Source organism: Cupriavidus sp. HE11 (assembly GCF_056097175.1).
This window is the reverse complement of the sequence record NZ_CP184465.1, coordinates 1,016,519-1,040,759: the sequence shown is the minus strand read 5'-3', so window position 1 is coordinate 1,040,759 and position 24,241 is coordinate 1,016,519. Positions and strand designations below refer to the sequence as shown.

The 24,241-nt window shown below is 63.5% G+C and carries 13 protein-coding genes, 2 tRNA genes and 3 rRNA genes; 16 read left to right on the top strand and 2 right to left on the bottom strand.

Annotated features, from left to right (window positions below; genetic code table 11):
* Positions 1-128 precede the first annotated feature (128 nt).
* From ACOABP_RS22035 to ACOABP_RS22005, 7 genes are all read left to right on the top strand, one after another.
* The gene (locus ACOABP_RS22035; RefSeq protein ID WP_474230489.1) at positions 129-935 is read left to right on the top strand and encodes an IclR family transcriptional regulator; all 807 of its coding nucleotides are present in this window, start codon (positions 129-131) and stop codon (positions 933-935) included.
* A gap of 76 nt (positions 936-1,011) precedes the next feature.
* On the top strand, positions 1,012-3,150 hold the full coding sequence (locus tag ACOABP_RS22030; protein ID WP_474230285.1) for an acetate--CoA ligase family protein: 2,139 nt from the start codon (positions 1,012-1,014) through the stop codon (positions 3,148-3,150).
* A gap of 34 nt (positions 3,151-3,184) precedes the next feature.
* On the top strand, positions 3,185-4,180 hold the full coding sequence (locus ACOABP_RS22025; RefSeq protein WP_474230284.1) for a Bug family tripartite tricarboxylate transporter substrate binding protein: 996 nt from the start codon (positions 3,185-3,187) through the stop codon (positions 4,178-4,180).
* A 32-nt stretch (positions 4,181-4,212) separates the two neighbouring features.
* On the top strand, positions 4,213-5,535 hold the full coding sequence (locus ACOABP_RS22020) for a DUF1254 domain-containing protein (RefSeq protein WP_474230283.1): 1,323 nt from the start codon (positions 4,213-4,215) through the stop codon (positions 5,533-5,535).
* A 51-nt stretch (positions 5,536-5,586) separates the two neighbouring features.
* A complete protein-coding gene (locus tag ACOABP_RS22015; protein ID WP_474230282.1) occupies positions 5,587-6,915 on the top strand; it encodes a DUF1254 domain-containing protein in 1,329 nt (442 codons plus the stop codon).
* Positions 6,912-7,889 (top strand): Bug family tripartite tricarboxylate transporter substrate binding protein, encoded by a 978-nt coding sequence (locus tag ACOABP_RS22010; RefSeq protein ID WP_474230281.1) that lies wholly within the window; start codon positions 6,912-6,914, stop codon positions 7,887-7,889. Before ACOABP_RS22015 ends, ACOABP_RS22010 begins: the two co-directional genes overlap by 4 nt.
* Positions 7,890-8,007: 118 nt before the next feature.
* Entirely contained in the window at positions 8,008-8,997 is a 990-nt protein-coding gene (locus tag ACOABP_RS22005) for a Bug family tripartite tricarboxylate transporter substrate binding protein (RefSeq protein WP_474230280.1), read from the top strand.
* 71 nt (positions 8,998-9,068) lie between these two features.
* Here ACOABP_RS22005 and ACOABP_RS22000 read toward each other — a convergent pair whose 3' ends face one another.
* Both ACOABP_RS22000 and ACOABP_RS21995 read right to left on the bottom strand, forming a co-directional pair.
* Positions 9,069-9,485 carry a hypothetical protein gene (locus ACOABP_RS22000; RefSeq protein WP_474230278.1) on the bottom strand — a complete coding sequence of 139 codons (417 nt, stop codon included), beginning with the start codon at positions 9,483-9,485 and terminating at the stop codon, positions 9,069-9,071.
* Between the two features lie 117 nt (positions 9,486-9,602).
* Positions 9,603-11,228, bottom strand: coding sequence for an exonuclease domain-containing protein (locus tag ACOABP_RS21995; RefSeq protein ID WP_474230487.1), 1,626 nt, complete (start codon positions 11,226-11,228; stop codon positions 9,603-9,605).
* Positions 11,229-11,739: 511 nt separating this feature from the next.
* On the opposite strand from ACOABP_RS21995, the gene ACOABP_RS21990 reads away from it, so the two are divergent.
* The 9 genes from ACOABP_RS21990 (at position 11,740) to adeC (ending at position 24,209) form a co-directional block, all read left to right on the top strand.
* Positions 11,740-13,271: ribosomal RNA gene (locus ACOABP_RS21990) — 16S ribosomal RNA — on the top strand.
* A 62-nt stretch (positions 13,272-13,333) separates the two neighbouring features.
* A tRNA-Ile gene (locus tag ACOABP_RS21985) sits at positions 13,334-13,410 on the top strand.
* 11 nt (positions 13,411-13,421) lie between these two features.
* Positions 13,422-13,497: transfer RNA gene (locus tag ACOABP_RS21980), tRNA-Ala, on the top strand.
* A gap of 310 nt (positions 13,498-13,807) precedes the next feature.
* A 23S ribosomal RNA gene (locus tag ACOABP_RS21975) occupies positions 13,808-16,686 on the top strand.
* Between the two features lie 122 nt (positions 16,687-16,808).
* A 5S ribosomal RNA gene (rrf, locus tag ACOABP_RS21970) occupies positions 16,809-16,922 on the top strand.
* Together the 16S, 23S and 5S rRNA genes with 2 tRNA genes alongside form the textbook arrangement of a ribosomal RNA operon.
* A 332-nt stretch (positions 16,923-17,254) precedes the next feature.
* Positions 17,255-17,608 carry an endonuclease gene (locus tag ACOABP_RS21965; RefSeq protein ID WP_474230276.1) on the top strand — a complete coding sequence of 118 codons (354 nt, stop codon included), beginning with the start codon at positions 17,255-17,257 and terminating at the stop codon, positions 17,606-17,608.
* A gap of 786 nt (positions 17,609-18,394) precedes the next feature.
* Complete coding sequence (locus tag ACOABP_RS21960; protein ID WP_474230275.1) at positions 18,395-19,558, top strand: efflux RND transporter periplasmic adaptor subunit; 1,164 nt, start codon at positions 18,395-18,397, stop codon at positions 19,556-19,558.
* A 26-nt stretch (positions 19,559-19,584) separates the two neighbouring features.
* Complete coding sequence (locus tag ACOABP_RS21955; RefSeq protein ID WP_474230274.1) at positions 19,585-22,731, top strand: efflux RND transporter permease subunit; 3,147 nt, start codon at positions 19,585-19,587, stop codon at positions 22,729-22,731.
* Entirely contained in the window at positions 22,728-24,209 is a 1,482-nt protein-coding gene (gene adeC / locus ACOABP_RS21950) for an AdeC/AdeK/OprM family multidrug efflux complex outer membrane factor (protein ID WP_474230272.1), read from the top strand. Before ACOABP_RS21955 ends, adeC begins: the two co-directional genes overlap by 4 nt.
* Positions 24,210-24,241 lie beyond the last annotated feature (32 nt).

The following is a 24,241-nucleotide window of genomic DNA, read 5'->3' as shown; positions in this document are numbered from 1 at the left end:
ACGATTCGGCCCAATGCACCGTCAAGTCAGGGTTTACGCTCCGGATTTCCAATATATGGAAATTCGTTCCGCTTTTTGACACGATGCCGAATCGACGCCCACACTGGAATCCAGGAGACGACATGCCCATGAACACCCCGGTCGAACAATTCATTGCCGAGCGCCGCCGCGAAGATCCTTCGTTCGGCGGGCTGCTGGCGAAGGGGTTTGCGCTGCTGCGCTGCTTCATCGACGATCCCCGCCCGCTGGGCAACGGCGAACTGTCGCAGCGGCTGCAACTGCCGCGCGCCACGGTATCGCGCATCTGCCGCACGCTGTTCGAACTGGGCTATCTCGACTGGGATCCCAAGCTCGACAAGTACTTTGTGGGCGCGCAGGTGCTGGCGCTGGGCTACCCGTACCTGGCCGGGCTGCAGGTGCGCCATCTGGCGCGCCCGCTGATGCAAACGCTCGCCAACCAGGTGGAGGGTGCCGTGTCGATGGGCGTGGCGCACCGGCTCGACGTGACGTACCTGGAGTCGTGCACGCACATGGAGGGCACGTCCGCGCGGCCAGCCGTGGGCGCGGTGCGCTCGGTGCTGACCACGGCGATGGGGCGGGCGTTCCTCTGCACGCTGTCGAAAAGCGAGTTCGAGAAGCTGATGCTGCTGGCGCGCACCGAGCGTCCGCAGGAATTCGCCGTGTGCTACGAGACCGTCTGCCATAACGTGGCGCACTACCCCAAGCGCGGCTTCACGCTCAACGAAGGCGATGCCGGCGAAGACATCCATGGCGTGGGCGTCTATTCGCGCATCACGTACCTGAACCGGCCGCTGCTGTTCAACTGCGCGCTGCCGGGCCTGCGTGTCAGGCGCGGGATGATGGAAAAGCGCGTGGCGCCGCTGCTGCGCGAGATGGTGCGCGCCATCGAGAACATGGCCGGCGTGGGACGCTAGCCGCCGGGCGCGGGCCCGGATCGCCCGCAAGACAGAACGCCTTGGCACGTACCGGGGCGTCATCAACGGAGACACCATGCAGGACCTGCAGCCCTTGTTGTGCCCGCGATCGATCGCGGTGGTCGGTGCATCGACGCAGCCCGAAAAGGTGGGAGGCGTACCGATTCGCCTGCTTGGCGAACTCGGCTACGGCGGCCGCGTGTTTCCGGTCAATCCCGGTGCCGATACCGTGCAGGGGTTGCGCGCCTACGCGTCCGTGGCCGACATCGGCGAGCCCGTGGATCTTGCCATCGTGGCTGTACCGGCGCCCGCCGCCCCGGACGTGATGGCGCAACTGGGCCAGGCCGGCACACGGGCCGCCGTGGTGTTCACCTCGGGCTTTGCCGAAGTCAGCGGCGGCGACGTCCTGCAGCACGCACTCGCCACGCAAGCCCGCGCACATGGCGTGCAACTGCTGGGCCCCAACTGCCTGGGCGCGATGAACCTGCGCGAGCGCATGTTCGCCACGTTCTCGCCGATTCCGCTCAGTGGCGTGCCGCCGGTCGGGCATGTGGGGCTGGTCAGCCAGAGCGGTGCATTCGGCGCGTACGCGTTTGCGCTGGCGCGCGAGGCGGGCCTGGGCCTGAGCCATTGGGTGACCACGGGCAACGAGGCCGGGCTGCAGGTGGCCGACGTGATCGAATGGCTTGCCAACGATCCGCAGACGCGTGTGATCCTGGCCTATATCGAAGGCGCGCGCGACGGCGTGCGGCTGCGCCGCGCGCTGGCTGCCGCCCGTGCCGCCGGCAAGCCCGTGGTGGTCGCCAAGGTGGGTACCACGGCGGCCGGCGCCAGTGCGGCGCAATCGCATACGGCCAGCCTGGCCGGCGAAGACGCGGTGTACCAGGCCGTGTTCGACGAATATGGCGTGCATCGCGCGCATACGCTCGAAGCATTTTTCCGCCTGGGTTATACGCTGGCGCGCGGACGCCGGCCGGCGCACAGGCAGTCGGCGTCGGGCCTGGCTGCGGATGCGGTGGCACCGGTGGCGATCGTCACGGTGTCGGGCGGCGTGGGCATCATGATGGCCGACAGCGCCGAGACGCTGGGTCTGCCATTGCCGCCGATGCCCGATGCCGCCGCGCAGGCGCTGCGCACGGCCATTCCGTTTGCCAGCACCGCCAATCCCATCGACGTCACCGGTCAGGTCGTGGCGCAGCCACAGGTGTTTGTCGACGCGCTGGCGAATGTGGCGCGCTGCGGCCAGTATGGCGCGGTGGCGGCATTCCTGGCCGGCGGCGTCAATGCGCCGCGCCTGTGGCCCGTGCTGCAGGACACCGTGTCCGCGCTGGAAGCCGATCGGCAAGCCGCGCCGCTGTTGATCTCGGGCGTGATGGACGACGACAAGCGCGCGTGGCTCGAAGCGCGCGGCTGCCTGGTGTTCCGCGAACCCGCACACACGATGGAAGCCGTGGCGGCGCTGGCCAAGGCGGCGGCCATGGAAGCTGCCCCGCATGCCGATGACAGTGCGCCCGCGTTGCCGGGACTGCGGCAGGTCATGCCTGCCGACGCCTCCGCACTGTCGGAGGCCGAAGCCATGGCCTTGCTGGCGCAAGCCGGCGTGCCAGTGGTGCCGCACGGCCTGGCCCGCGACGCCGATGCCGCCGTGGCGCTTGCCGAATCGATCGGCTATCCGGTGGCGGTCAAGATCTGCTCGCGCCATATCCTGCACAAGAGCGATATCGGCGGCGTGGTGCTGAACCTGCGCGACGCCGATGCCGTGCGCGCCGCGTTCGAAAAGGTGCGCCAGGCAGCAGCGCAGGCTCGCGATGCCGGTGGCCACGCGGTGCCGTTCGAAGGGGCCATCGTCGCCGGCATGGCACGCGGCTGGGGCGAGATCATGGTGGGCGTGCGGCGCGATCCGGTGTTCGGGCTGGTGGCGCTGGCCGGCATCGGCGGCACCGCCGTGGAGATCTTCCGGCAGATGGCCTTTGGCCTGGCGCCGCTGTCGCGGCAACGGGCCCGCGCGATGCTGACGCAGAGCCGGGCCGCCGCGCTGTGCAACGGGCACCGTGGTCATCCCGCGATCGACCTCGACGCGGTGGCCGACGTGCTGGTCAATGTATCGCGTGCCGCTGCCGCGATTGGCGACCGGCTCGATACGCTCGAAATCAATCCGTTCATCGTTGGCCCCGACGGGCTGGTGGCGGCGGACGCCGTAATCACGCTGCGCTGACGCAGCGGCCATCCAGACAATACGGAGACAGATCATGCGATCAACGATTCGCAGGATGCGGCACGCCCTGGCGTTGTGCCTGGCGGCAGGCGTGGCAGGCGCAATGACGTTGCCCGTGGCAGTGGCCGCCGATGCATATCCCGGCAAGCCCATCCGGCTGGTGGTGCCGTTTCCGCCCGGCGGCGGCACCGATGTGGTAGGGCGCATGGTGGCCGCGCGCCTGTCGACGGTGCTCAAGGGCACGGTGGTGGTCGAGAACGTGGCAGGTGCCACCGGCACCATCGGCGCGGCACAGGTGGCTCGCGCCGCGCCCGACGGCTACACGATCGTACTCGGCATTTCGGCCACGCATGCCATTGCCCCGGCGATCTTCCCGAAGCTGACCTACGATCCGCTGCGCGATTTCGTGCCCATTGGCCGCATTGCTTACGGCGGCAATGTACTGGTGGCGAATCCGGCGTTCCCGGCCCATGACGTGCGCGCGCTGATCGCGATGGCGAAGCAGCCCGGCGCGGACCTGGCCTATGGCTCGTGGGGCCAGGGCTCCGGCGGGCATCTGGCGGGGGAAAGCCTGAACGTGTCCGCCGGCATCCATTTGCGGCACGTGCCCTACAAGGGTGTGGCGCCGATGCTGAACGACGTGATGGGCGGCACGGTGCCCATCGCCATGTCCGACCTGGCCGGCACCTTGCCGCTGATTCGCAGTGGCAAGGTGCGTGCGCTGGCCGTGTCGGGGTCCGAGCGCTCGGCCGCGCTGCCCGATGTGCCGACGCTTGCCGAGTCGGGCATCGCGTTCCGTGTCGACAGCTGGTACGCGCTGTTTGCGCCGGCCAGGACGCCGCCGGCCATCGTCGACCGGCTCGAAGCCGCGGTGCACGAAGCCATGCAGGACAGCGCGCTGCAGGCACAGATCGCGGCCATGGGCATGCGCTACCAGCCCGTGTCGCGCACGCAGTTCACAAGCCAGATGCGCGACGACGCGCGGGCGTGGGCCGCGCTCGTGAAATCGAGCGGCGCCGCGCTGGAATGAACCCGATATCCCTAGCCATCCGAACCATCGACATGAACCATCCTGCCTTCCCCGCTCATCCCGCCATCGTCCCGCCCGTCCACGCCAGCCCGCAGGAGGCCCTGGTGGCTGCCGCCGCGCTGCCGCTGGTGATCTACGGCTACCCGCTGATCGAGACCCTTCGCACCTGCCGGCTGCAGACGTCGGTGGATGCCCCGACGCGTTACGGCCGTGCGCCGATGAACATGCTGTCCGCCAGCGCGCGCCAGTGGACGCACGAAGACCGCGACATCGTCACGCCCGCCAACGACCTGCTCTACTTCTGCGGCTGGCTGAACCTGGCCGACGGCCCGGCCACGATCCGCGTGCCCGTGCTGCCCGATGCCGACCGCTACTACGTGGTCGAACTGCTGGATGCCCACACCAACAACTTCGCCAACCTGGGGCCGCGCAGCGTGCCGCGCGAAGGCGCCAACGTCGAGATCATCGGGCCCGGCCAGCGAGGCAGCGGCGTGCACGTGGTGCAGGCGCCGACCACCCTGGTCTGGGTGATTGGCCGCGTGCTGGTGACCGGCCCCGACGACCTGGCACGCGCCAATGCCTTCGAGCAGGGCTTCCAGGTCGTGCAAAGCGCTGGCCCGGCCCGGCCGGTCAGCGTGGCGCAGTGGCAGGACACCGACGACGCCGGCGTGGACTTCTTCCAGAACCTGTTCCGGGCGATGCGCGATTTCCCGCCCAGCGCCCAGGAACAGGGCCTGTTCACGCTGCTGCGCAAGGTAGGCATGCGTCTTGAAGACGACGTGGAAGTGGCGGCGCTGCGGCCGTCGATCGTCAATGGCCTGCGCAGCGCCTACGCCCAGGGCATGGCGCTGGTCGAAGCCCATACCCGTAGCCAGGGGCACAAGGCCTGGGGCTACAGCATGCGCCTGGGGATCTATGGCGACGACTGGATGCTGCGTGCCTGCACGGCCATGAAGGGGCTGGGCGCGTTGCGCGGGGACGAGGCCGTCTACGCGATGGCCGATTTCGACGCCGATGGCGAGCCGCTGCAAGGCCAGCACCGGTATGAACTGCGCTTTCCGCCCGGCATGCTGCCGCCGGCCGAAGCGTTCTGGTCGGTATCGCTCTATGGGCAGGATCGCTATTTCTCGGCCAACGAGATCGGCCGCTATGCGGTCGGCGACCGCACCCCGGGCCTGCGCATGGAGGCGGACGGCACGCTGGTCATTCCCATCGGCCATGCCCGGCCGGCCGACGATGCCAACTGGCTCCCCGCGCCGGACGGCCCGTTCTACCTGATCCTGCGGCTGTACCACCCGTCCGCCGGTTTTATCGCCGGCCAGTACACGATTCCCGCCGTACGCCGGATCGGCTGAGGCCGGCGCGGAACACGCATCCCTATATAAGAGAGAAGGAGACACCCACCCATGCCCGAACCCCGCACCGCCGACAGCGTCGGCCTGCCGCAGCTGGCACGCGAAGCCGTGATCTACACCTTGCCGCTCTACGAGATGGCCCGCATGCGCGCGGCCACCTGCCCGCGCCGCAACCGGGCCGGCCAGTTTGCCGGCGACGGCCCCGATTCCTCGCTGCGCTGGGTCAACCACCTGATCCACACGCGCGAACTGCTGGGGCCGCAGCATCGCCAGGTGGTCACGCCGAACAACGACACGCTGTACACCAATGCCTGGATCGACCTGTCGCGCGAGCCCGTGGTGCTTGAAGTGCCCGATTTTGCCGGGCGCTACTACGTGTTGGGTCTGCTCGATTTCTATACCAATCCGTTTGGCTATCTGGGCAGCCGCACCACCGGCACCGGCGCGGGCCGCTTTCTGCTGCACGGGCCCGACTGGCATGGCGAGGTGCCTGCCGGCATGCAGGCCATGGCGTGTCCGACCAACGCAGTGTGGATGATCGGCCGGCTGCTGGTGGACGGCGACGCCGACCTGGCCGCCGGCCATGCGCTGCAGGACGCCATCGCGCTGAAGCGGCTCGATGGCGAACCCGCGGCGTTTGCCTTCGACGTCGGCATGCAGCCGCGCGAGCATCTGGGCGATCCCCAGCGCTTTGCCGCGATAGTCAACCGGATGCTTGCGGACAATCCGCCGCCGCGCGCCGAAGCCGACATGGTGGCCCGCTTTGCCGAAGCCGGGATCGGCAGGGGGCTCAAGCCCACGCCGGCGCAGGTCGAGGCGCTAGGGGCGGCGCTGCAGGGCGTGCTGGCCGACCTGGCCGAGCCGCAGGCGTCCGACATGGGCGGTGGCTGGGCGATGTCGGTGGACGTGCGCGAGTCGTACGGCACCCACTATCTGCAACGCGCGCTGGTGGCGCGCAACTATATCGGTGCGCTGGGCGTGCAGGAGGCCATGTACGTGATGGCCGACCGCTGCGCCGATGGCGCGCCGCTCGAAGGCGGCCATGCCTACCGGCTGCACTTTGCGGCCGACAATCTGCCACGCGTGGGCGCGTTCTGGTCGCTGACCATGTATGACAAGGGCGACTGCATGCTGGTGCCGAACGCGCTGGCGCGCTACTCGCTGGGCGACAGGTCGCCCACGCTGGCCCGTGGCGCCGATGGCAGCCTGACGCTGTACCTGTCGGCACAACCGCCGAAGGATCGCGCATTGCATGGCAACTGGCTGCCGGCGCCGGCCGGGGCTTTCTACGTGGCGCTGCGCCTGTACGTGCCCCAGCCGGAACACCTTGACCGCACCTATCGCTATCCCGCCATCGAGCGGGTGAGGGAGGCATCATGACCCCATCGCAACTGACGCGCCGCCGCCTGCTGGGCGCGATGGCACTGGCCGGCGTGGTGCCGCACGCCTTCGGCAATACGTGGCCGGGCAAGCCGGTGCGGCTGGTGTCGCCCTACGGGCCCGGCGGATCGAACGATACGTCGGCACGCGTGCTGGCCGAGGCACTGAGCCGCAAGTACGGCCAGCAGGTGGTGGTGGAGAACAAGCCGGGCGCCGGCACGCGCGTGGCCAGCGAAACCGTGGCGCACGCCCCGGCCGATGGCTACACGCTGCTCTGGGCCGCCGCGCCGTTCGCCATCAACACGGCTGCGGGGCTGTCGCAGCGGTTCGATATCCACAAGGATTTTGTCGCCGTGGGGCCGCGCGTGCTGGGGCCGGTGTTCCTGATCGTCAATGCGGGTTCGCCGGTCAAGACCGTGGCGGATTTTGTGAAGATGGCGAAGCAGAAGCCCGACGGCGTCACGTTCGCATCGCCAGGCATCGGCTCGGGGCCGCATCTGACGGCCGAGCTGTTTGCCGCGCAGTCGGGATTCAAGGCGCTCAATGTCCATTACCGGGGCGATGCCACGGCCTATACCGAACTGCTGGCGGGTCGCGTCGATGCCACCCTGACCGCGATCACGACGGCGCTGCCATTTATCCAGGCCGGCAAGCTGCGCGTGATCGCAGTGGCCGCAGATGCGCGCACGCCGGTCTATGCCGACGCGCCAACCTTTGCCGAACAGGGCGTGCCTGGCGTGGTGGGCTACGGCTGGTTCGGTATCGTGGCGCCAGTCGGCACACCGCCGGCCATCGTGCAGCAGATCAATCGCGATGCCAGCCAGGCACTGGCCGACCCGCAGATCAACCAGAAGCTGCTGGCGCTGGGTCTGCAGCCGTCGCCGGGCAGCAGCGCGGACTTTGCCGGCTTTATCGATGGCGAGGTAAGGAAATGGGGCGCGCTGATCAAGGCGCGAGGCATCGTGCTGGAATAGGGCCGTCGGGCCGGAGCTTTCAGGCAGCGGCAAAAGCGCTTCACAAGAATGTCATAAAAACGTCACAATACCGGACCGGTCCCTGCCGCGTAGAGCGGGGCCGCATCCGGAGAGAGAAATGACGTTGTTCGCTACCCGCCGCGCCCGGCATGCCCTGGCAGCCATGGTCCTTACCCCACTGGCGCTGACCGCCGGCGCCGCGCAGGCCGCCTGGCCGGACAAGCCGATCCGCATGGTGGTGGGCTTTCCGCCTGGCGGGCCGGTCGATACCCATGCACGCATCCTGTCGGAAAAGCTGCAGCCGATCCTGGGCCAGACCGTCGTGCTCGACTACAAGGCCGGGGCCGCCGGCAATATCGGATCGGACAACGTGGCCAAGGCCGCGCCCGACGGCTATACGCTGCTGATTGCCAATACCGGCCAGATGGCGATCAACGGCTCGCTCTATCCCAAGCTGCCGTATGGCATGCCGAAGGATTTCGCGCCCGTGGCACGTACCGCGCTGATTCCGCTGGTGATGGTCGTCAACAACAACGTGCCGGCCAAAAACCTGAAGGAATTCATCACCTATGCCAAGGTGAATCCCGGCAAGCTCAACTTTGCATCGGGCGGCAATGGCGGCATTTCGCACCTGATGCCCGAGATGTTCAAGCAGGCGTCGGGCACGTTTATCGTCCACATCCCCTACAAGGGCAGTGCACCGGCGCTGACCGACGTAATGGGTGGCCAGGCCCAGATGATGGCCGACTCGATTCCGCTGTTCACCCAGCACATCAAGGCCGGCAAGGTGCGCGCGCTGGCGGTGACGTCGGGCAAGCGCTCCCCGGCGCTGCCCGATGTGCCGACCATGGAGGAATCGGGCCTCAAGGGCTTCGAGGTGGTGGGCTTCTACGGCGTGCTGGCACCGGCAGGCACGCCGAAGGAAATCGTCGACAAGCTGTCTGGCGCGCTGCGCACCGTGCTGGCGGACCCGGACACCAAGGCCAAGCTGGAAGCACAGGGCGCCGAGCCGGCCTGGCAATCGCCGGAGGCCTTTGCGGCAACGATCGTCAGCGAGCAGAAGCGCTGGGGGCAGGCCGTCAAGGTGTCGGGCGCGAAGATCGATTGATGGACCGATCGACGGATCGGCGGGACGGTTGGCGATCTGGCCGGTCAGCCGGTTGGTCGGTTGGTCGGTAATCAGCCGGTGGCCTTGCGGGCCAGTCCGGCACAGGTGCCGACCAGGCTCTGGGTGCAGCACGCGCTGCCGCTCCATTCGCCGCGGCTGACGTTGCCGTCGGGGCCGGCCACCAGCTTGCGCTGGCACTGGCCTACCCTGGCTGGCGGCTCCAGCCCGGCATCGCGGGGGCCACTGCCCGGCGGGCGGGCGACGGGCATTTCGTCCGTCCAGACATAGGCCGTGCCGCCCGGCACGGCTTGCACCGACTGGGGTGGCCCCCACTGTGCCTTGGCCTGATCGATCGGCACCCCTTTCCACGAATCGAAGATGCGCTGCATGGTGCCGGCCTCGATATTGGCGCACGCGGTGGCCAGGACGATGGCGCCGGCAGCCAGCGGCAAGGCGCGGCAGGCGGCAGGTCGGGGCGAAGCAGGCATGGCGGCTCCATCTCGCGGGTGCAATCCCGCCTGTCGGAGACTAGCCGACCTGGCCGAGGGCTGGCAACGCGTCTATGCGCGCCGCCGCACCAAACGGCGTCCGCAACCTATCTCCTTTTAGCCAAACAGCGATGGCTGGGCGTCCGCCAGCGACGCCGTGCGCCTGGGCGCGGTGCGCGGCTTTGCCGGCGATTCGGCCTGGTCAGGTGGGGTGAGCGTGGCCGCAATTGGTGCGCTGGTTGCGATTGGCGCAACCGGGGCCGTCAATACAAAGGGGCGGGCCGATTCCAGCAGCACCGCCGTTGCCTTGAGGCTGGCGAGTTGCGGCGCCAGGATCAGGTAGGTATCGATATCGAAGCGGGCCGGCAGGGCGGTCAGGCCTTGGGCTTCCGTCAGCGTCCCCGCCGTTCCCAGGTAGCACCAGTCCTCGATCACGTGCCAGGGCTGGTCGGGCTGGTCGCCCTCGCGCCAGGCAATCGCCCCATCGAAGGGCCATGGCACGACCGTCAGCGCATCGAGCGCGGCCAGCGTCCGTTGGCGATGGTCGGCCCGCGATTCATGACCCGTGCAGGCCCCCGCGCAGCGCTGCACCTGCCGCGCAAAGCAGGGGTTGCCACGGCGCGCCGTTGGCTCGAGCATCAGGGTGACCAGGCAAAGCTGATGCTCTTCGGCCAGCGCAAGCAGGCGCGCGCGTGCCGCGGCGCGGCTCGGAAATACGCCATAGAGCCTGGCGTGGCGGCTGAAGTCCACCTGTCGATCCGAGCGCAGTCGGGGAGCGGGCAGACCATCGACCATTTCCCATGCGAACAGCTCTTCGTTGTGACGCAACTGATGGTTGTGCAGCGGCCGCAGCGTCTTGACGAGGCTTGCCTCCAGCAGCAAGGCGCCGATCTCGCCGCCGGTTTCGCGCCAATCCACCCGCCTGACCGCGCGCGCGATGCGCATTTCCTTTGGATTGGTGTGATCGCCGGAAAAATGAGCGCGAATGCGCTGCCGCAGGTGGATGCTCTTGCCTATATATAGCAAGGCGTCGTCGTCGCCATGGAACAGATAGACACCGGGGCGGTCTGGCACATCGTCCAGGGCGGTCTCGCTCAGGCCGGCGGGCAGGCTGGCATGCTTGACCAGCGTCCTGACAGCCGACTCGACCAGATCGACGGAATAGAGGCCGTGGATCTTCTGCCAGAACTGCCAGAGTAGTTCGGCGTCGGCCAGCGCGCGGTGGCGGCCCTTGGGTATCAGGTTGAAGCGGGCGATCAGCGCGTCCAGCCCATGGCGCTCCACGGAGGGGAACAGCGACCGGGACAGCCGCAGCGTGCAAAGGACATCGGCGCGGAACGTCACGCCGGCGCGCCGGAACTCGTTCTTCAGGAAGCCGTAGTCGAAGCGGGCATTGTGGGCGACGAACAGTCGGCCCTGTAGCCGTTCGGCCAATAGTTCGGCAATCGACGCGAAGGTGGGTTGCCCGCGCACCATGTCGTCGGTGATTCCGGTCATCCCCTGGATAAATGGCGGGATGCTGGCCTGCGGATCGACAAGGGTGTCCCACTCGTGAATGCCCTCGGGGCCCACTTCCACGACGCCGATCTCGGTGATCCGGTCGCGCTGGGCATCCGGCCCTGTCGTCTCCAGATCCACAAAGGCAATGGGGCGGGCCAGCGCGGTGGCCAGCGCAAGGGCATCAAGCGCCCCCGCGTCCCGGCTGGACAGGCGTTCGGGGAGATAGGTGGGCGGTTCCGGCATCGTCGTCATCCGGCGATTCTAAGGGATCGGAAAATTCTTTTGCGAAACCCCTTGCGCACCTGCCGAAAGCCATCTAATATTCGCCCCCTCGCAACACGAAGCGCACTGCAAACGCAGCAGCGACAAGGGTTTGCGGGGTTGGCAGGGGGTTGGGGTTGCGAGGGTTTGCAGCGCAGACCGGCAGAAAAAAGTTCTGCAAAAACTGTTGACGAAACGTTGAATGCTCTGCATAATCTCGTTTCTCCGCTGCAACGAAATGACGAAACGTCAGCGACGCAGCGACAGCGAACGGCAAAGCCGGCGCTGAAGTTCTTTAACAACCAAACAACCGATAAGTGTGGGCGCTTGATGGCGAACGCCACGGAGACCTCGGTCTGCGTGATGCTTCAAAAGTTATCAGTGCTCGCACAGTAAAACATGTTGGTTTGCGTCGCGAGACGTGAGCCAGTCAGTTTTCTGAGAGTGAGCGACCGCTCGAAAGAGCGAGGTGCTTCGGCACCACACAGAGATTGAACTGAAGAGTTTGATCCTGGCTCAGATTGAACGCTGGCGGCATGCCTTACACATGCAAGTCGAACGGCAGCGCGGACTTCGGTCTGGCGGCGAGTGGCGAACGGGTGAGTAATACATCGGAACGTACCCTGTTGTGGGGGATAACTAGTCGAAAGATTAGCTAATACCGCATACGACCTGAGGGTGAAAGCGGGGGACCGAAAGGCCTCGCGCAGCAGGAGCGGCCGATGTCTGATTAGCTAGTTGGTGGGGTAAAGGCCCACCAAGGCGACGATCAGTAGCTGGTCTGAGAGGACGATCAGCCACACTGGGACTGAGACACGGCCCAGACTCCTACGGGAGGCAGCAGTGGGGAATTTTGGACAATGGGGGCAACCCTGATCCAGCAATGCCGCGTGTGTGAAGAAGGCCTTCGGGTTGTAAAGCACTTTTGTCCGGAAAGAAAACGCTCTGGTTAATACCTGGGGCGGATGACGGTACCGGAAGAATAAGCACCGGCTAACTACGTGCCAGCAGCCGCGGTAATACGTAGGGTGCGAGCGTTAATCGGAATTACTGGGCGTAAAGCGTGCGCAGGCGGTTTTGTAAGACAGGCGTGAAATCCCCGAGCTCAACTTGGGAATTGCGCTTGTGACTGCAAGGCTAGAGTATGTCAGAGGGGGGTAGAATTCCACGTGTAGCAGTGAAATGCGTAGAGATGTGGAGGAATACCGATGGCGAAGGCAGCCCCCTGGGACGTCACTGACGCTCATGCACGAAAGCGTGGGGAGCAAACAGGATTAGATACCCTGGTAGTCCACGCCCTAAACGATGTCAACTAGTTGTTGGGGATTCATTTCTTCAGTAACGTAGCTAACGCGTGAAGTTGACCGCCTGGGGAGTACGGTCGCAAGATTAAAACTCAAAGGAATTGACGGGGACCCGCACAAGCGGTGGATGATGTGGATTAATTCGATGCAACGCGAAAAACCTTACCTACCCTTGACATGCCACTAACGAAGCAGAGATGCATTAGGTGCTCGAAAGAGAAAGTGGACACAGGTGCTGCATGGCTGTCGTCAGCTCGTGTCGTGAGATGTTGGGTTAAGTCCCGCAACGAGCGCAACCCTTATCTTTAGTTGCTACGCAAGGGCACTCTAGAGAGACTGCCGGTGACAAACCGGAGGAAGGTGGGGATGACGTCAAGTCCTCATGGCCCTTATGGGTAGGGCTTCACACGTCATACAATGGTGCGTACAGAGGGTTGCCAACCCGCGAGGGGGAGCTAATCCCAGAAAACGCATCGTAGTCCGGATCGTAGTCTGCAACTCGACTACGTGAAGCTGGAATCGCTAGTAATCGCGGATCAGCATGCCGCGGTGAATACGTTCCCGGGTCTTGTACACACCGCCCGTCACACCATGGGAGTGGGTTTTGCCAGAAGTAGTTAGCCTAACCGCAAGGAGGGCGATTACCACGGCAGGGTTCATGACTGGGGTGAAGTCGTAACAAGGTAGCCGTATCGGAAGGTGCGGCTGGATCACCTCCTTTCCAGAGGCTTGTGTTCACAAGTCAAGCGTTCACACTTATCGGTTGTTTGCTGTTACAGCCAAGGGTCTGTAGCTCAGGTGGTTAGAGCACCGTCTTGATAAGGCGGGGGTCGTAGGTTCAAGTCCTACCAGACCCACCAAGTTATCACGCGGGGGATTAGCTCAGCTGGGAGAGCACCTGCTTTGCAAGCAGGGGGTCGTCGGTTCGATCCCGTCATCCTCCACCACTTACCTGGATCAAGGATCGGGGTAACGAGATTACTTGGTTGGTAGCCAAATGAAAGCATTCAATGCTGAGTGCTTTCATTTGGCATTGCCAAGCGACGCAAGTCGGCTGTTCTTTAACAATATGGGATGTAGTAAAGGTGTCGCGAAGCGTTGATGAGACGCTGCAGTACAAACGCGATACCGGGTTGTGATTGTATCAACCAAAATGTATTTAAGTGATCGAAAGATGACTTGGAATACGGCACAAACGCGAGAACTCAGACCTGTAGCCAGCGTGGATAACGGAAGCGTTAGACACACTCGTTATAGGGTCAAGCGAACAAGTGCATGTGGTGGATGCCTTGGCGATCACAGGCGATGAAGGACGCGGTAGCCTGCGAAAAGCTTCGGGGAGCTGGCAAACAAGCTTTGATCCGGAGATGTCCGAATGGGGAAACCCGGCCCGAATGGGTCATCCCTGACTGAATACATAGGTCAGGGAAGCGAACGCGGCGAACTGAAACATCTAAGTAGCTGCAGGAACAGAAATCAACCGAGATTCCCAGAGTAGTGGCGAACGAAATGGGAAGAGCCTTGCACTCTTTAGCAGAACTGTTAGCAAAACGGGATGGAAAGCCCGGCCATAGCAGGTGATAGCCCTGTATGCGAAAACAGATTTGTGGAACTAGGTGTGCGACAAGTAGGGCGGGACACGTGAAATCCTGTCTGAAGATGGGGGGACCATCCTCCAAGGCTAAATACTCGTGATCGACCGATAGTGAACCAGTACCGTGAGGGAAAGGCGAAAAGAACCCCGGGAGGGGAGTGAAATAGATCCTGAAACCGCATGCATACAAACAGTCGGAGCCTGGAAACGGGTGACGGCGTACCTTTTGTATAATGGGTCAGCGACTTACATTCAGTGGCAAGCTTAACCGATTAGGGAAGGCGTAGCGAAAGCGAGTCCGAACAGGGCGTTGAGTCGCTGGGTGTAGACCCGAAACCAGATGATCTATCCATGGCCAGGTTGAAGGTGCGGTAACACGTACTGGAGGACCGAACCCACTAACGTTGAAAAGTTAGGGGATGAGCTGTGGATAGGGGTGAAAGGCTAAACAAATCTGGAAATAGCTGGTTCTCTCCGAAAACTATTTAGGTAGTGCCTCGTGTCTCACCTTCGGGGGTAGAGCACTGTCATGGTTGGGGGGTCTATTGCTGATTACCCCGCCATAGCAAACTCCGAATACCGAAGAGTGCAATCACGGGAGACAGACATCGGGTGCTAACGTCCGGTGTCAAGAGGGAAACAACCCAGACCGCCAGCTAAGGTCCCCAAATATAGCTAAGTGGGAAACGAAGTGGGAAGGCTAAAACAGTCAGGAGGTTGGCTTAGAAGCAGCCACCCTTTAAAGAAAGCGTAATAGCTCACTGATCGAGTCGTCCTGCGCGGAAGATGTAACGGGGCTAAGCTATATACCGAAGCTGCGGACGCGCGTAAGCGCGTGGTAGGAGAGCGTTCTGTAAGCCTGTGAAGGTGTCTTGTAAAGGATGCTGGAGGTATCAGAAGTGCGAATGCTGACATGAGTAGCGATAAAGGGGGTGAAAGGCCCCCTCGCCGTAAGCCCAAGGTTTCCTACGCAACGTTCATCGGCGTAGGGTGAGTCGGCCCCTAAGGCGAGGCAGAGATGCGTAGCTGATGGGAAGCAGGTTAATATTCCTGCACCGTCGTATGATGCGATGGGGGGACGGATCGCGGAAGGTTGTCCGGGTGTTGGAAGTCCCGGTCCCTGCATTGGAGAAGGCGCTTAGGCAAATCCGGGCGCGGAATTCAAGGATGTGGGGCGAGCGGCTTTATGCTGCGAAGCAATCGGAAGTGGTTCCAAGAAAAGCCTCTAAGCTTCAGTCATACGAGACCGTACCGCAAACCGACACAGGTGGGCGAGATGAGTATTCTAAGGCGCTTGAGAGAACTCGGGAGAAGGAACTCGGCAAATTGGTACCGTAACTTCGGGATAAGGTACGCCCTGGTAGCTTGACTGGCCTGCGCCAGAAGGGTGAAGGGGTTGCAATAAAATGGTGGCTGCGACTGTTTAATAAAAACACAGCACTCTGCAAACACGAAAGTGGACGTATAGGGTGTGACGCCTGCCCGGTGCCGGAAGATTAAATGATGGGGTGCAAGCTCTTGATTGAAGTCCCGGTAAACGGCGGCCGTAACTATAACGGTCCTAAGGTAGCGAAATTCCTTGTCGGGTAAGTTCCGACCTGCACGAATGGCGTAACGATGGCCACACTGTCTCCTCCCGAGACTCAGCGAAGTTGAAGTGTTTGTGATGATGCAATCTCCCCGCGGCTAGACGGAAAGACCCCATGAACCTTTACTGTAGCTTTGCATTGGACTTTGAACCGATCTGTGTAGGATAGGTGGGAGGCTTTGAAGCGTGGACGCTAGTTCACGTGGAGCCGTCCTTGAAATACCACCCTGGTTTGTTTGAGGTTCTAACCTTGGCCCGTGAATCCGGGTCGGGGACAGTGCATGGTAGGCAGTTTGACTGGGGCGGTCTCCTCCCAAAGTGTAACGGAGGAGTTCGAAGGTACGCTTGGTACGGTCGGACATCGTACCTAAAGTGCAATGGCAAAAGCGTGCTTAACTGCGAGACCGACAAGTCGAGCAGGTGCGAAAGCAGGACATAGTGATCCGGTGGTTCTGAATGGAAGGGCCATCGCTCAACGGATAAAAGGTACTCTGGGGATAACAGGCTGATACCGCCCAAGAGTTCATATCGACGGCGGTGTTTGGCACCTCGATGTCGGCTCATCTCATCCTGGGGCTGTAGCCGGTCCCAAGGGTATGGCTGTTCGCCATTTAAAGAGGTACGTGAGCTGGGTTTAAAACGTCGTGAGACAGTTTGGTCCCTATCTGCCGTGGGCGTTGGAATCTTGACGGGGGCTGCTCCTAGTACGAGAGGACCGGAGTGGACGTACCGCTGGTGTACCTGTTGTCTCGCCAGAGGCATCGCAGGGTAGCTATGTACGGAAGAGATAACCGCTGAAAGCATCTAAGCGGGAAACTTGCCTGAAGATGAGGATTCCCTGGAGGCTTGACCTCCTTGAAGGGTCGTTCGAGACCAGGACGTTGATAGGCTGGGTGTGGAAGCGCAGTAATGCGTTAAGCTAACCAGTACTAATTGCCCGTAAGGCTTGATCCTATAACCAGTGTGTTTGACCTGGTTGGACGAGAGTCCGCGTGTGCCGAAGGCATACAAACACAACCTCTTTACTACACCCAGATTCGCTGCGCTGACCTCGGTCAGTGCGGCAACCAGTCATGCCTGGTGACCATAGCGAGTTGGAACCACCCCTTCCCATCCCGAACAGGACCGTGAAACGACTTTGCGCCGATGATAGTGCGGACTACCCGTGTGAAAGTAGGTCATCGCCAGGCTCTTATACCCAGAACCCCCAAGCCCAAAAGCTTGGGGGTTTTGCTTTTGCGCGAAACAAACGCGAAGGGCACGTTGACGGCAAAATGCCCGTCGGAAGTGACTTCCACCCATCATGCCAGCGGGTGCGAAGCCGCAGCAGTTCCACATCAGACCCCTTCGATGCAGCCCTTACCGGAGACTTGTAAAAGCTCAAGGGCACATCCGCCTTATTTCCCCGCAATCCCTGTTGATTGTGCCGATATCGGCGCAAAATCATCCGGCACGCCTTTCGCTCATTAGCGGCTACAGGGACAGCACGTCTGTTGTCCCACTGCTCGCCGGAGGTGAGGCCATGCCGATGATTCGACCCCGAAGTGTGATTGCAGCCGGGGCGCTTGCCCTGATTTCGATATCCGCTTTCGCACAAATGACGCCGGGACCGCGAGATCCGTACACCAGCGGTGCGCGTGCCGGCGACAAGTTCGACCCGTACACCCAGGGCGCTAACAGTTCGACAAGACAAGACCTGGCGCCGCAGCCGCAGACCTATCAGTCGCCTGCGCCTTCATATCAACAGGCGGCGCCGGCGGCTACGATGGAGCCGGATCGTGTTGGTGCATCTGCCTATCGCGGTGACATGCGCTGGAATGGTCCGATGTTGGGCAACCGGCTTGGTCCCCGCAATCGATTTCTCGATGGCGCATAACGAATCTCCGGACTACAGAGAATCCACCACCCCGCCAGCTGGCGGGGTTTTTTATTGAAGTAATCGACACCTCGGGATTTCGATCACTGTTCCAGCCACGCAAAACACTGTCTCGCAAACAGGCTGAGCGGGACGTGCGTTATTCGCTTTCCAGGCAATTCTTTAGGATTCCCCCGGAGAAATGGAGTATTTCACTTCATTACAGCCAATTTTCTGTCATCCTGATTTATCTTCGAACTGGTAGCATATGGGCCGGCGACAAGAATAGGCAGCATGCTTATTGAACTGTTTGCCAGGCAGGCGGCTCAAATGCTGCATTGCGGTATCGGCGGCTCACCTTGGAGGAGGGAGCTGCCGAAGCCGGGGAACCGGCACAGATTGTGTAAAAGACGCCACAAGAAAAGTGAGCGTCTGCAGATATCGGTGAAAACGATTATTGTTGTCGATCGGCAAGACGATGCCCGCCCAGATCGGAGCACGGCCTTACGCACGCAACAGTAGTCCCGATAATCGAAGATTCGGGCAGGACATTTGAGAGTACGGGGAGCAGGATGGTCCAGACGGACGGTCCTGTGCCGGACGCGCGCGCGGCGTGGCCGGTGTTCAGTTTTCCTCCAGGCCGGCGAAGCCGGCGAAAGCAGGGGCCCATGGCGACAATCCGTTGAGCCGTTATCCGATACGTGCCTGGTGCAGGCACGCCAATTGCGTCCACGCGCGTCGTGGCGCCCGCCTGGCTTCGGCCGGGACCAAGAAGACCAATTCCGTTTCATCCTCGAGGAAATCGCTATGCAAGCAATGCGCGCCAGGCGTGCTTTGATTCCAGGCATGCTGGCTCTTGCCGTGACGGCCCTGACCGCCTGCGGCAAGAAGAACGAAGCCCCCGCGGCCCAGACGCCTGAAGTGAAAGTTGTCACGCTGAAGGACGAAACCGTCACGCTGGACACGTCCCTGCCCGGACGCACCCTGCCGTACCGGATCGCCGAAGTACGCCCGCAGGTCAACGGCATCATCCAGAAGCGTCTGTTCGTCGAAGGTACGGACGTCAAGCAGGGTCAGCAGCTGTATCAGATTGACCCGTCCACCTACGAAGCCACGGCGAAAAGTGCCGAGGCCACGCTCGCGTCGTCGAAGCTGCTGGCCGAACGCTACGGCCGTCTGGTCGGCGACGAGGCGGTCAGCAAGCAGCAGTACGCCGAAGCCCAGGCTTCGTACCTGCAGTCGAAGGCCTCCGTGGACCAGGCACACATCAACTTGCGCTACACCCGTGTGCTGGCACCGATTTCGGGCCGAATCAGCCGTTCGCTGGTCACCGAAGGTGCGCTGGTCACCAATGGCCAGGCCAACGCACTGGCGACGATCCAGCAGCTTGACCCCATCTATGTGGATGTGACCCAGCCGTCGGCATCGATCCTGCGCCTGCGCAAGGAACTTGCCAACGGCCAGCTTCAGGGCGCCGGGTCCAACGCCGCCAAGGTGCTGCTGCAGCTCGAAGATGGCAGCACCTACGCCGAAGCCGGACGGCTGGAGTTCTCCGAAGTGGCCGTCGATCAGAGCACGGGGTCCGTGACGCTGCGCGCCGTGTTCCCGAACCCGCGTAACGAACTGCTGCCTGGCATGTTCGTGCATGCCCGCCTGGCCGAAGGCGTGAAGCAGTCGGCCATCCTGGCGCCGCAACGTGCCGTGACGCGAGACCTGAAGGGGCAGCCGACGTCACTGGTGGTCAACGCCAACAACGAAGTGGAGCTGCGCGTGCTCAAGACCGACCGCACCATCGGCACCAGCTGGCTGGTGACCGACGGCCTCAAGGCCGGCGACCGTGTCATCGTCGAAGGCCTGCAGTTCGTGCGGCCCGGTGCCAAGGTGAAGGCGACCGAAGCCAACGCGGCGCAAGCGGGCGCGACACCGGCCTCTGCCCCGGCCGCAGCTTCGGCGCCGGCCGCCAAGTCCTGATCGGGACCGACGCATAAGGATTTGCCATGTCTAATTTCTTTATCGAGCGGCCGATTTTTGCCTGGGTGATCGCGCTCGTGATCATGCTGGCCGGCGTGTTGTCGATACGCTCGCTGCCGGTCACGCAGTACCCTGCCATCGCGCCGCCCACCATCGCCATCTCCGTCACCTATCCGGGCGCCTCGGCGCAGACCGTGCAGGATACGGTGGTGCAGGTGATCGAGCAGCAGCTGAACGGCCTCGACCGGTTGCGCTACATCTCGTCGGAATCGAACTCCGACGGCAGCATGACCATCACGGCCACGTTCGAACAGGGCACCAACCCCGATATCGCGCAGGTGCAGGTCCAGAACAAGCTGGCCCTGGCGCAACCACTGCTGCCGCAGGAAGTGCAGCAGCAGGGCATCCGCGTGACCAAGTCCGTGCGTAACTTCCTGATCATCGTGGGCCTGATCTCGACCGATCCGGCTACCACGCGGGAAGACCTGTCGAACTACATCGTCTCGAACCTGCAGGATCCGATCTCTCGTACCTCGGGCGTGGGTGACTTCCAGGTGTTCGGCTCGCAATACGCGATGCGGATCTGGCTCGACCCGGCAAAGCTCAACAGCTTCCAGCTGGCGCCGCTCGATGTCAGCAACGCCATCAAGGCGCAGAACGTCCAGGTGGCCTCGGGCCAGCTGGGTGGCCTACCGGCGGTGCGCGGGCAGCAGCTCAATGCCACGGTGATCGGCAAGACCCGTCTGCAGACTGCCGAGCAGTTTGGCGACATCCTGCTGAAGGTGAACCCGGATGGCTCGCAGGTGCGCCTGCGCGATGTGGCCGAAGTTGGCCTCGGCGGCCAGGATTACTCGATCAATGCGCAGTACAACGGCAAGCCCGCATCGGGTATCGCCATTCGTCTGGCATCGGGCGCCAACGCGCTCGAAACGGTCAAGAACATCCACAACACGCTGAATCAGCTGGAGCCGTCGTTCCCGCCGGGCATCAAGGCGGTGTTCCCGTATGACACCACGCCGGTGATTGCCGATTCCATCCAGGAAGTGGTCAAGACGCTGCTCGAAGCTATCGTGCTGGTGTTCCTGGTGATGTACCTGTTCCTGCAGAACTTCCGTGCCACGCTGATCCCGACGATCGCGGTGCCGGTGGTGCTGCTGGGCACGTTCGGCGTGCTGGCTGCGTTCGGCTACTCCATCAACACCCTGACAATGTTCGGGATGGTGCTGGCTATCGGCCTGCTGGTGGACGATGCCATCGTGGTGGTGGAAAACGTCGAGCGGGTGATGTCCGAGGAGGGCCTGGGGCCGAAGGAGGCCGCCCGCAAATCGATGGGCCAGATCCAGGGCGCCCTGGTGGGTATCGCGCTGGTGCTGTCAGCCGTGTTCCTGCCGATGGCGTTCTTTGGCGGTTCCACCGGCGTGATCTATCGCCAGTTCTCGATCACGATTGTCTCCGCAATGGTGCTGTCGGTGCTGGTTGCGCTGATCCTGACGCCGGCACTGTGCGCGACGATGCTCAAGCCGATCGAAAAGGGCGACCACGGCGAGCACAAGGGCGGCTTCTTCGGCTGGTTCAACCGCGGCTTCATCCGGTCCACGCAGAAGTACGAGCGTGGCGTGGTGGGTATCCTCAAGCGCCGCGCGCCGTTCCTGCTTATCTACGTGCTGATCCTGCTGGCGATGGGTTTCCTGTTCACCCGGATCCCGACGTCGTTCCTGCCGGAAGAAGACCAGGGCGTGCTGTATGCCCAGGTGCAGACGCCGCCGGGGTCGTCGGCCGAGCGCACGCAGACCGTGCTGGACCAGATGCGCAACTACCTGCTCAATGACGAAGGCAAGATCGTGGAATCGCTGTTCACGGTCAATGGCTTCAACTTTGCGGGTCGTGGCCAGAGCTCGGGTCTTGCGTTCATCCTGCTCAAGCCGTTCAAGGACCGCGAAGGCGATGCCACGAGCGTGTTCGACCTGACCAAGCGCGCGCAAGCCAAGTTCAGCACGTTCCGCGACTCGCTGGCTTTTGCCTTTGCGCCGCCCGCGGTGCAGGAGCTTGGCAATGCCACCGGCTTCGACTTCTACATGCAGGATCAGGCCGGCCTGGGCCACGAGGCGCTGATGGATGCACGCAACAAGTTCCTGGCGCTGGCCGCCAAGAACCCGGCGCTGCAACGCGTGCGTCCGAACGGCCTGAACGACGAGCCGCAGTACGTGCTCGAGATCGATGACGAACGCGCCCGTGCGCTGGGCATCTCGCTGACCGACATCAACAGCACGGTGTCGATCGCGTGGGGCTCCAGCTACGTGAACGACTTTATCGACCGCGGCCGCGTCAAGCGCGTGTACCTGCAGGGCCGTCCCAACGCGCGGATGAACCCCGAGGATCTGAACAAGTGGTTCGTGCGCAACGACAAGGGCGACATGGTGCCGTTCTCGGCGTTCGCCACCGGAAAGTGGGGCTATGGCTCGCCGAAGCTGCAGCGCTACAACGGTGTGCCGGCCGTGGAAATCCTGGGCGAGCCGGCTGCCGGCAAGAGCTCGGGCGAGGCCATGGCGGCCGTCGAGGAAATCATGAAGCAGATGCCGCAGGGCATTGCGTACTCGTGGACTGGCCTGTCGTACGAAGAGCGCCTGTCCGGTGCGCAGGCGCCGGCGCTCTACGCGCTGTCGCTGCTGGTGGTGTTCCTGTGTCTGGCCGCGCTGTATGAAAGCTGGGCGATCCCGTTCTCGGTGATGCTGGTGGTGCCGCTGGGCGTGATCGGCGCGCTGCTGGCGACACTGGCGCGCGGGCTGTCGAACGACGTGTTCTTCCAGGTGGGCCTGCTCACCACGGTGGGCCTGTCGGCGAAGAACGCGATCCTGATCGTCGAATTCGCCAAGGACCTGCACGACCACGGCAAGGGCGTGGTCGAGGCGGCGGTCGAGGCCTGCCGCATGCGTCTGCGCCCGATCATCATGACGTCGCTGGCGTTCATGCTTGGCGTGTTCCCGCTGGCGGTGTCGCAAGGCGCCGGCGCGGGCAGCCAGCACGCCATCGGTACCGGCGTGATCGGCGGCATGATTACCGCCACCGTGCTCGCCATCTTCTGGGTGCCGTTGTTCTTCGTCGTAGTCACGTCGATCAAGGAGCGGCGCCGCAAGTCCGGACCATCCTCCCAGGAAACGGGAGCCCAAGCATGAGAAAGACTCTAATTTGCCTGGCCGCGGCGGCGGCCCTTGCCGGCTGCAGCCTGATCCCGTCGTATGAACGGCCGGCTGCGCCGGTTGACGCGGCCTATCCGCAGGGAGACGCCTACGCAACCTCGGCCGGCGATGCACAGCTGGCCGCCGCAGCGGAACTGGGCTGGCGCGACTACTTTGCCGATCCGCGCCTGCACCGGCTGATCCAGGTCGCGCTGGACAACAATCGTGACCTGCGCGTGGCCGCGCTCAACGTCGACGCGTACCGTGCGCAGTACCGCATCCAGCGCGCCGACCTGTTCCCCGAAGTGGGGGTCGCCGGCCAGGGCACGCGCCAGCGTGTGCCGGCCGATCTTTCCACGACCGGCCAGCGTGTGATCAGCAGCCAGTACGGCGTGTCGCTGGGCACCACGGCATGGGAGATCGACCTGTTCGGGCGCCTGCGCAGTCTCAGCGAGGCGGCGCTGGAGCAGTACTTCTCCAGCGAGGAAGCGCGCCGCAGCACGCAGATCGCGCTGGTAGCCAGCGTAGCCAACGCCTATCTGACGCAGCTTGCGGATGAAGCGAACCTGCAGGTCACACGCGACACGCTGGGCGCGTACGAGCGCACGTACAACCTGACGCGGCGCAGCTTCGAGGAAGGCATTGCATCGCGCCTGGACCTGCGCCAGTCGCAGACACAGGTCGAGAACGCACGGGCGCAGCTGTCGCGCTATACGCGTCTGGTGGCACAGGATGTCAATGCGCTGACGCTGCTGCTTGGCGCCGGCATCCCGGCCGACCTGCCTGCAGGCCTGACGCTGGACCAGAAGCTCGTTGCGGAAGTGCCTGCCGGCATGCCGTCGGACCTGCTGCAGTTCCGTCCCGACATCCTGTCGGCCGAGCACCGGCTGAAATCGGCCAATGCCGATATCGGGGCGGCGCGCGCGGCGTTCTTCCCGCGTATCGCGCTGACTGCCTCGGGTGGCACGGCCAGCAACCAGCTCTCCGGCCTGTTCTCTGCGGGCTCGGGTACCTGGCTGTTTTCGCCGCAGATCACGTTGCCGATCTTCACGGCCGGCAGCCTGCGCGCGAGCCTGGATTACGCCAAGATCCAGAAGGACATCAACGTCGCCACGTACGAACGCACCGTGCAGTCCGCGTTCCGCGAGGTGTCCGATGGCCTGGCCGCGCGCGGTACGTACACCGACCAGGTCGCGGCGCAGACACGGCTGGTGGAAGCCAGCTCCGACTACTACCGTCTTGCGGAAGGACGCTATCGCACCGGTGTCGACAGCTACCTGACCGTGCTCGATGCGCAGCGCCAGCTGTTCACGGCGCGCCAGGCGCTGATCGAGGCCCGCCTGAACCAGCTGACCAGCGAGGTCAACCTGTACAAGGCGCTCGGTGGCGGCCTGAACGAGGCGACCGGTGCGGCGGCGCCCGATGCCGGCACCACCACGGGCAGCACGTCGAACGGCAGCAAGTCGGCGTCCTGACCCCGTCCCGCGGCATGGTCCGCAGGCATGAA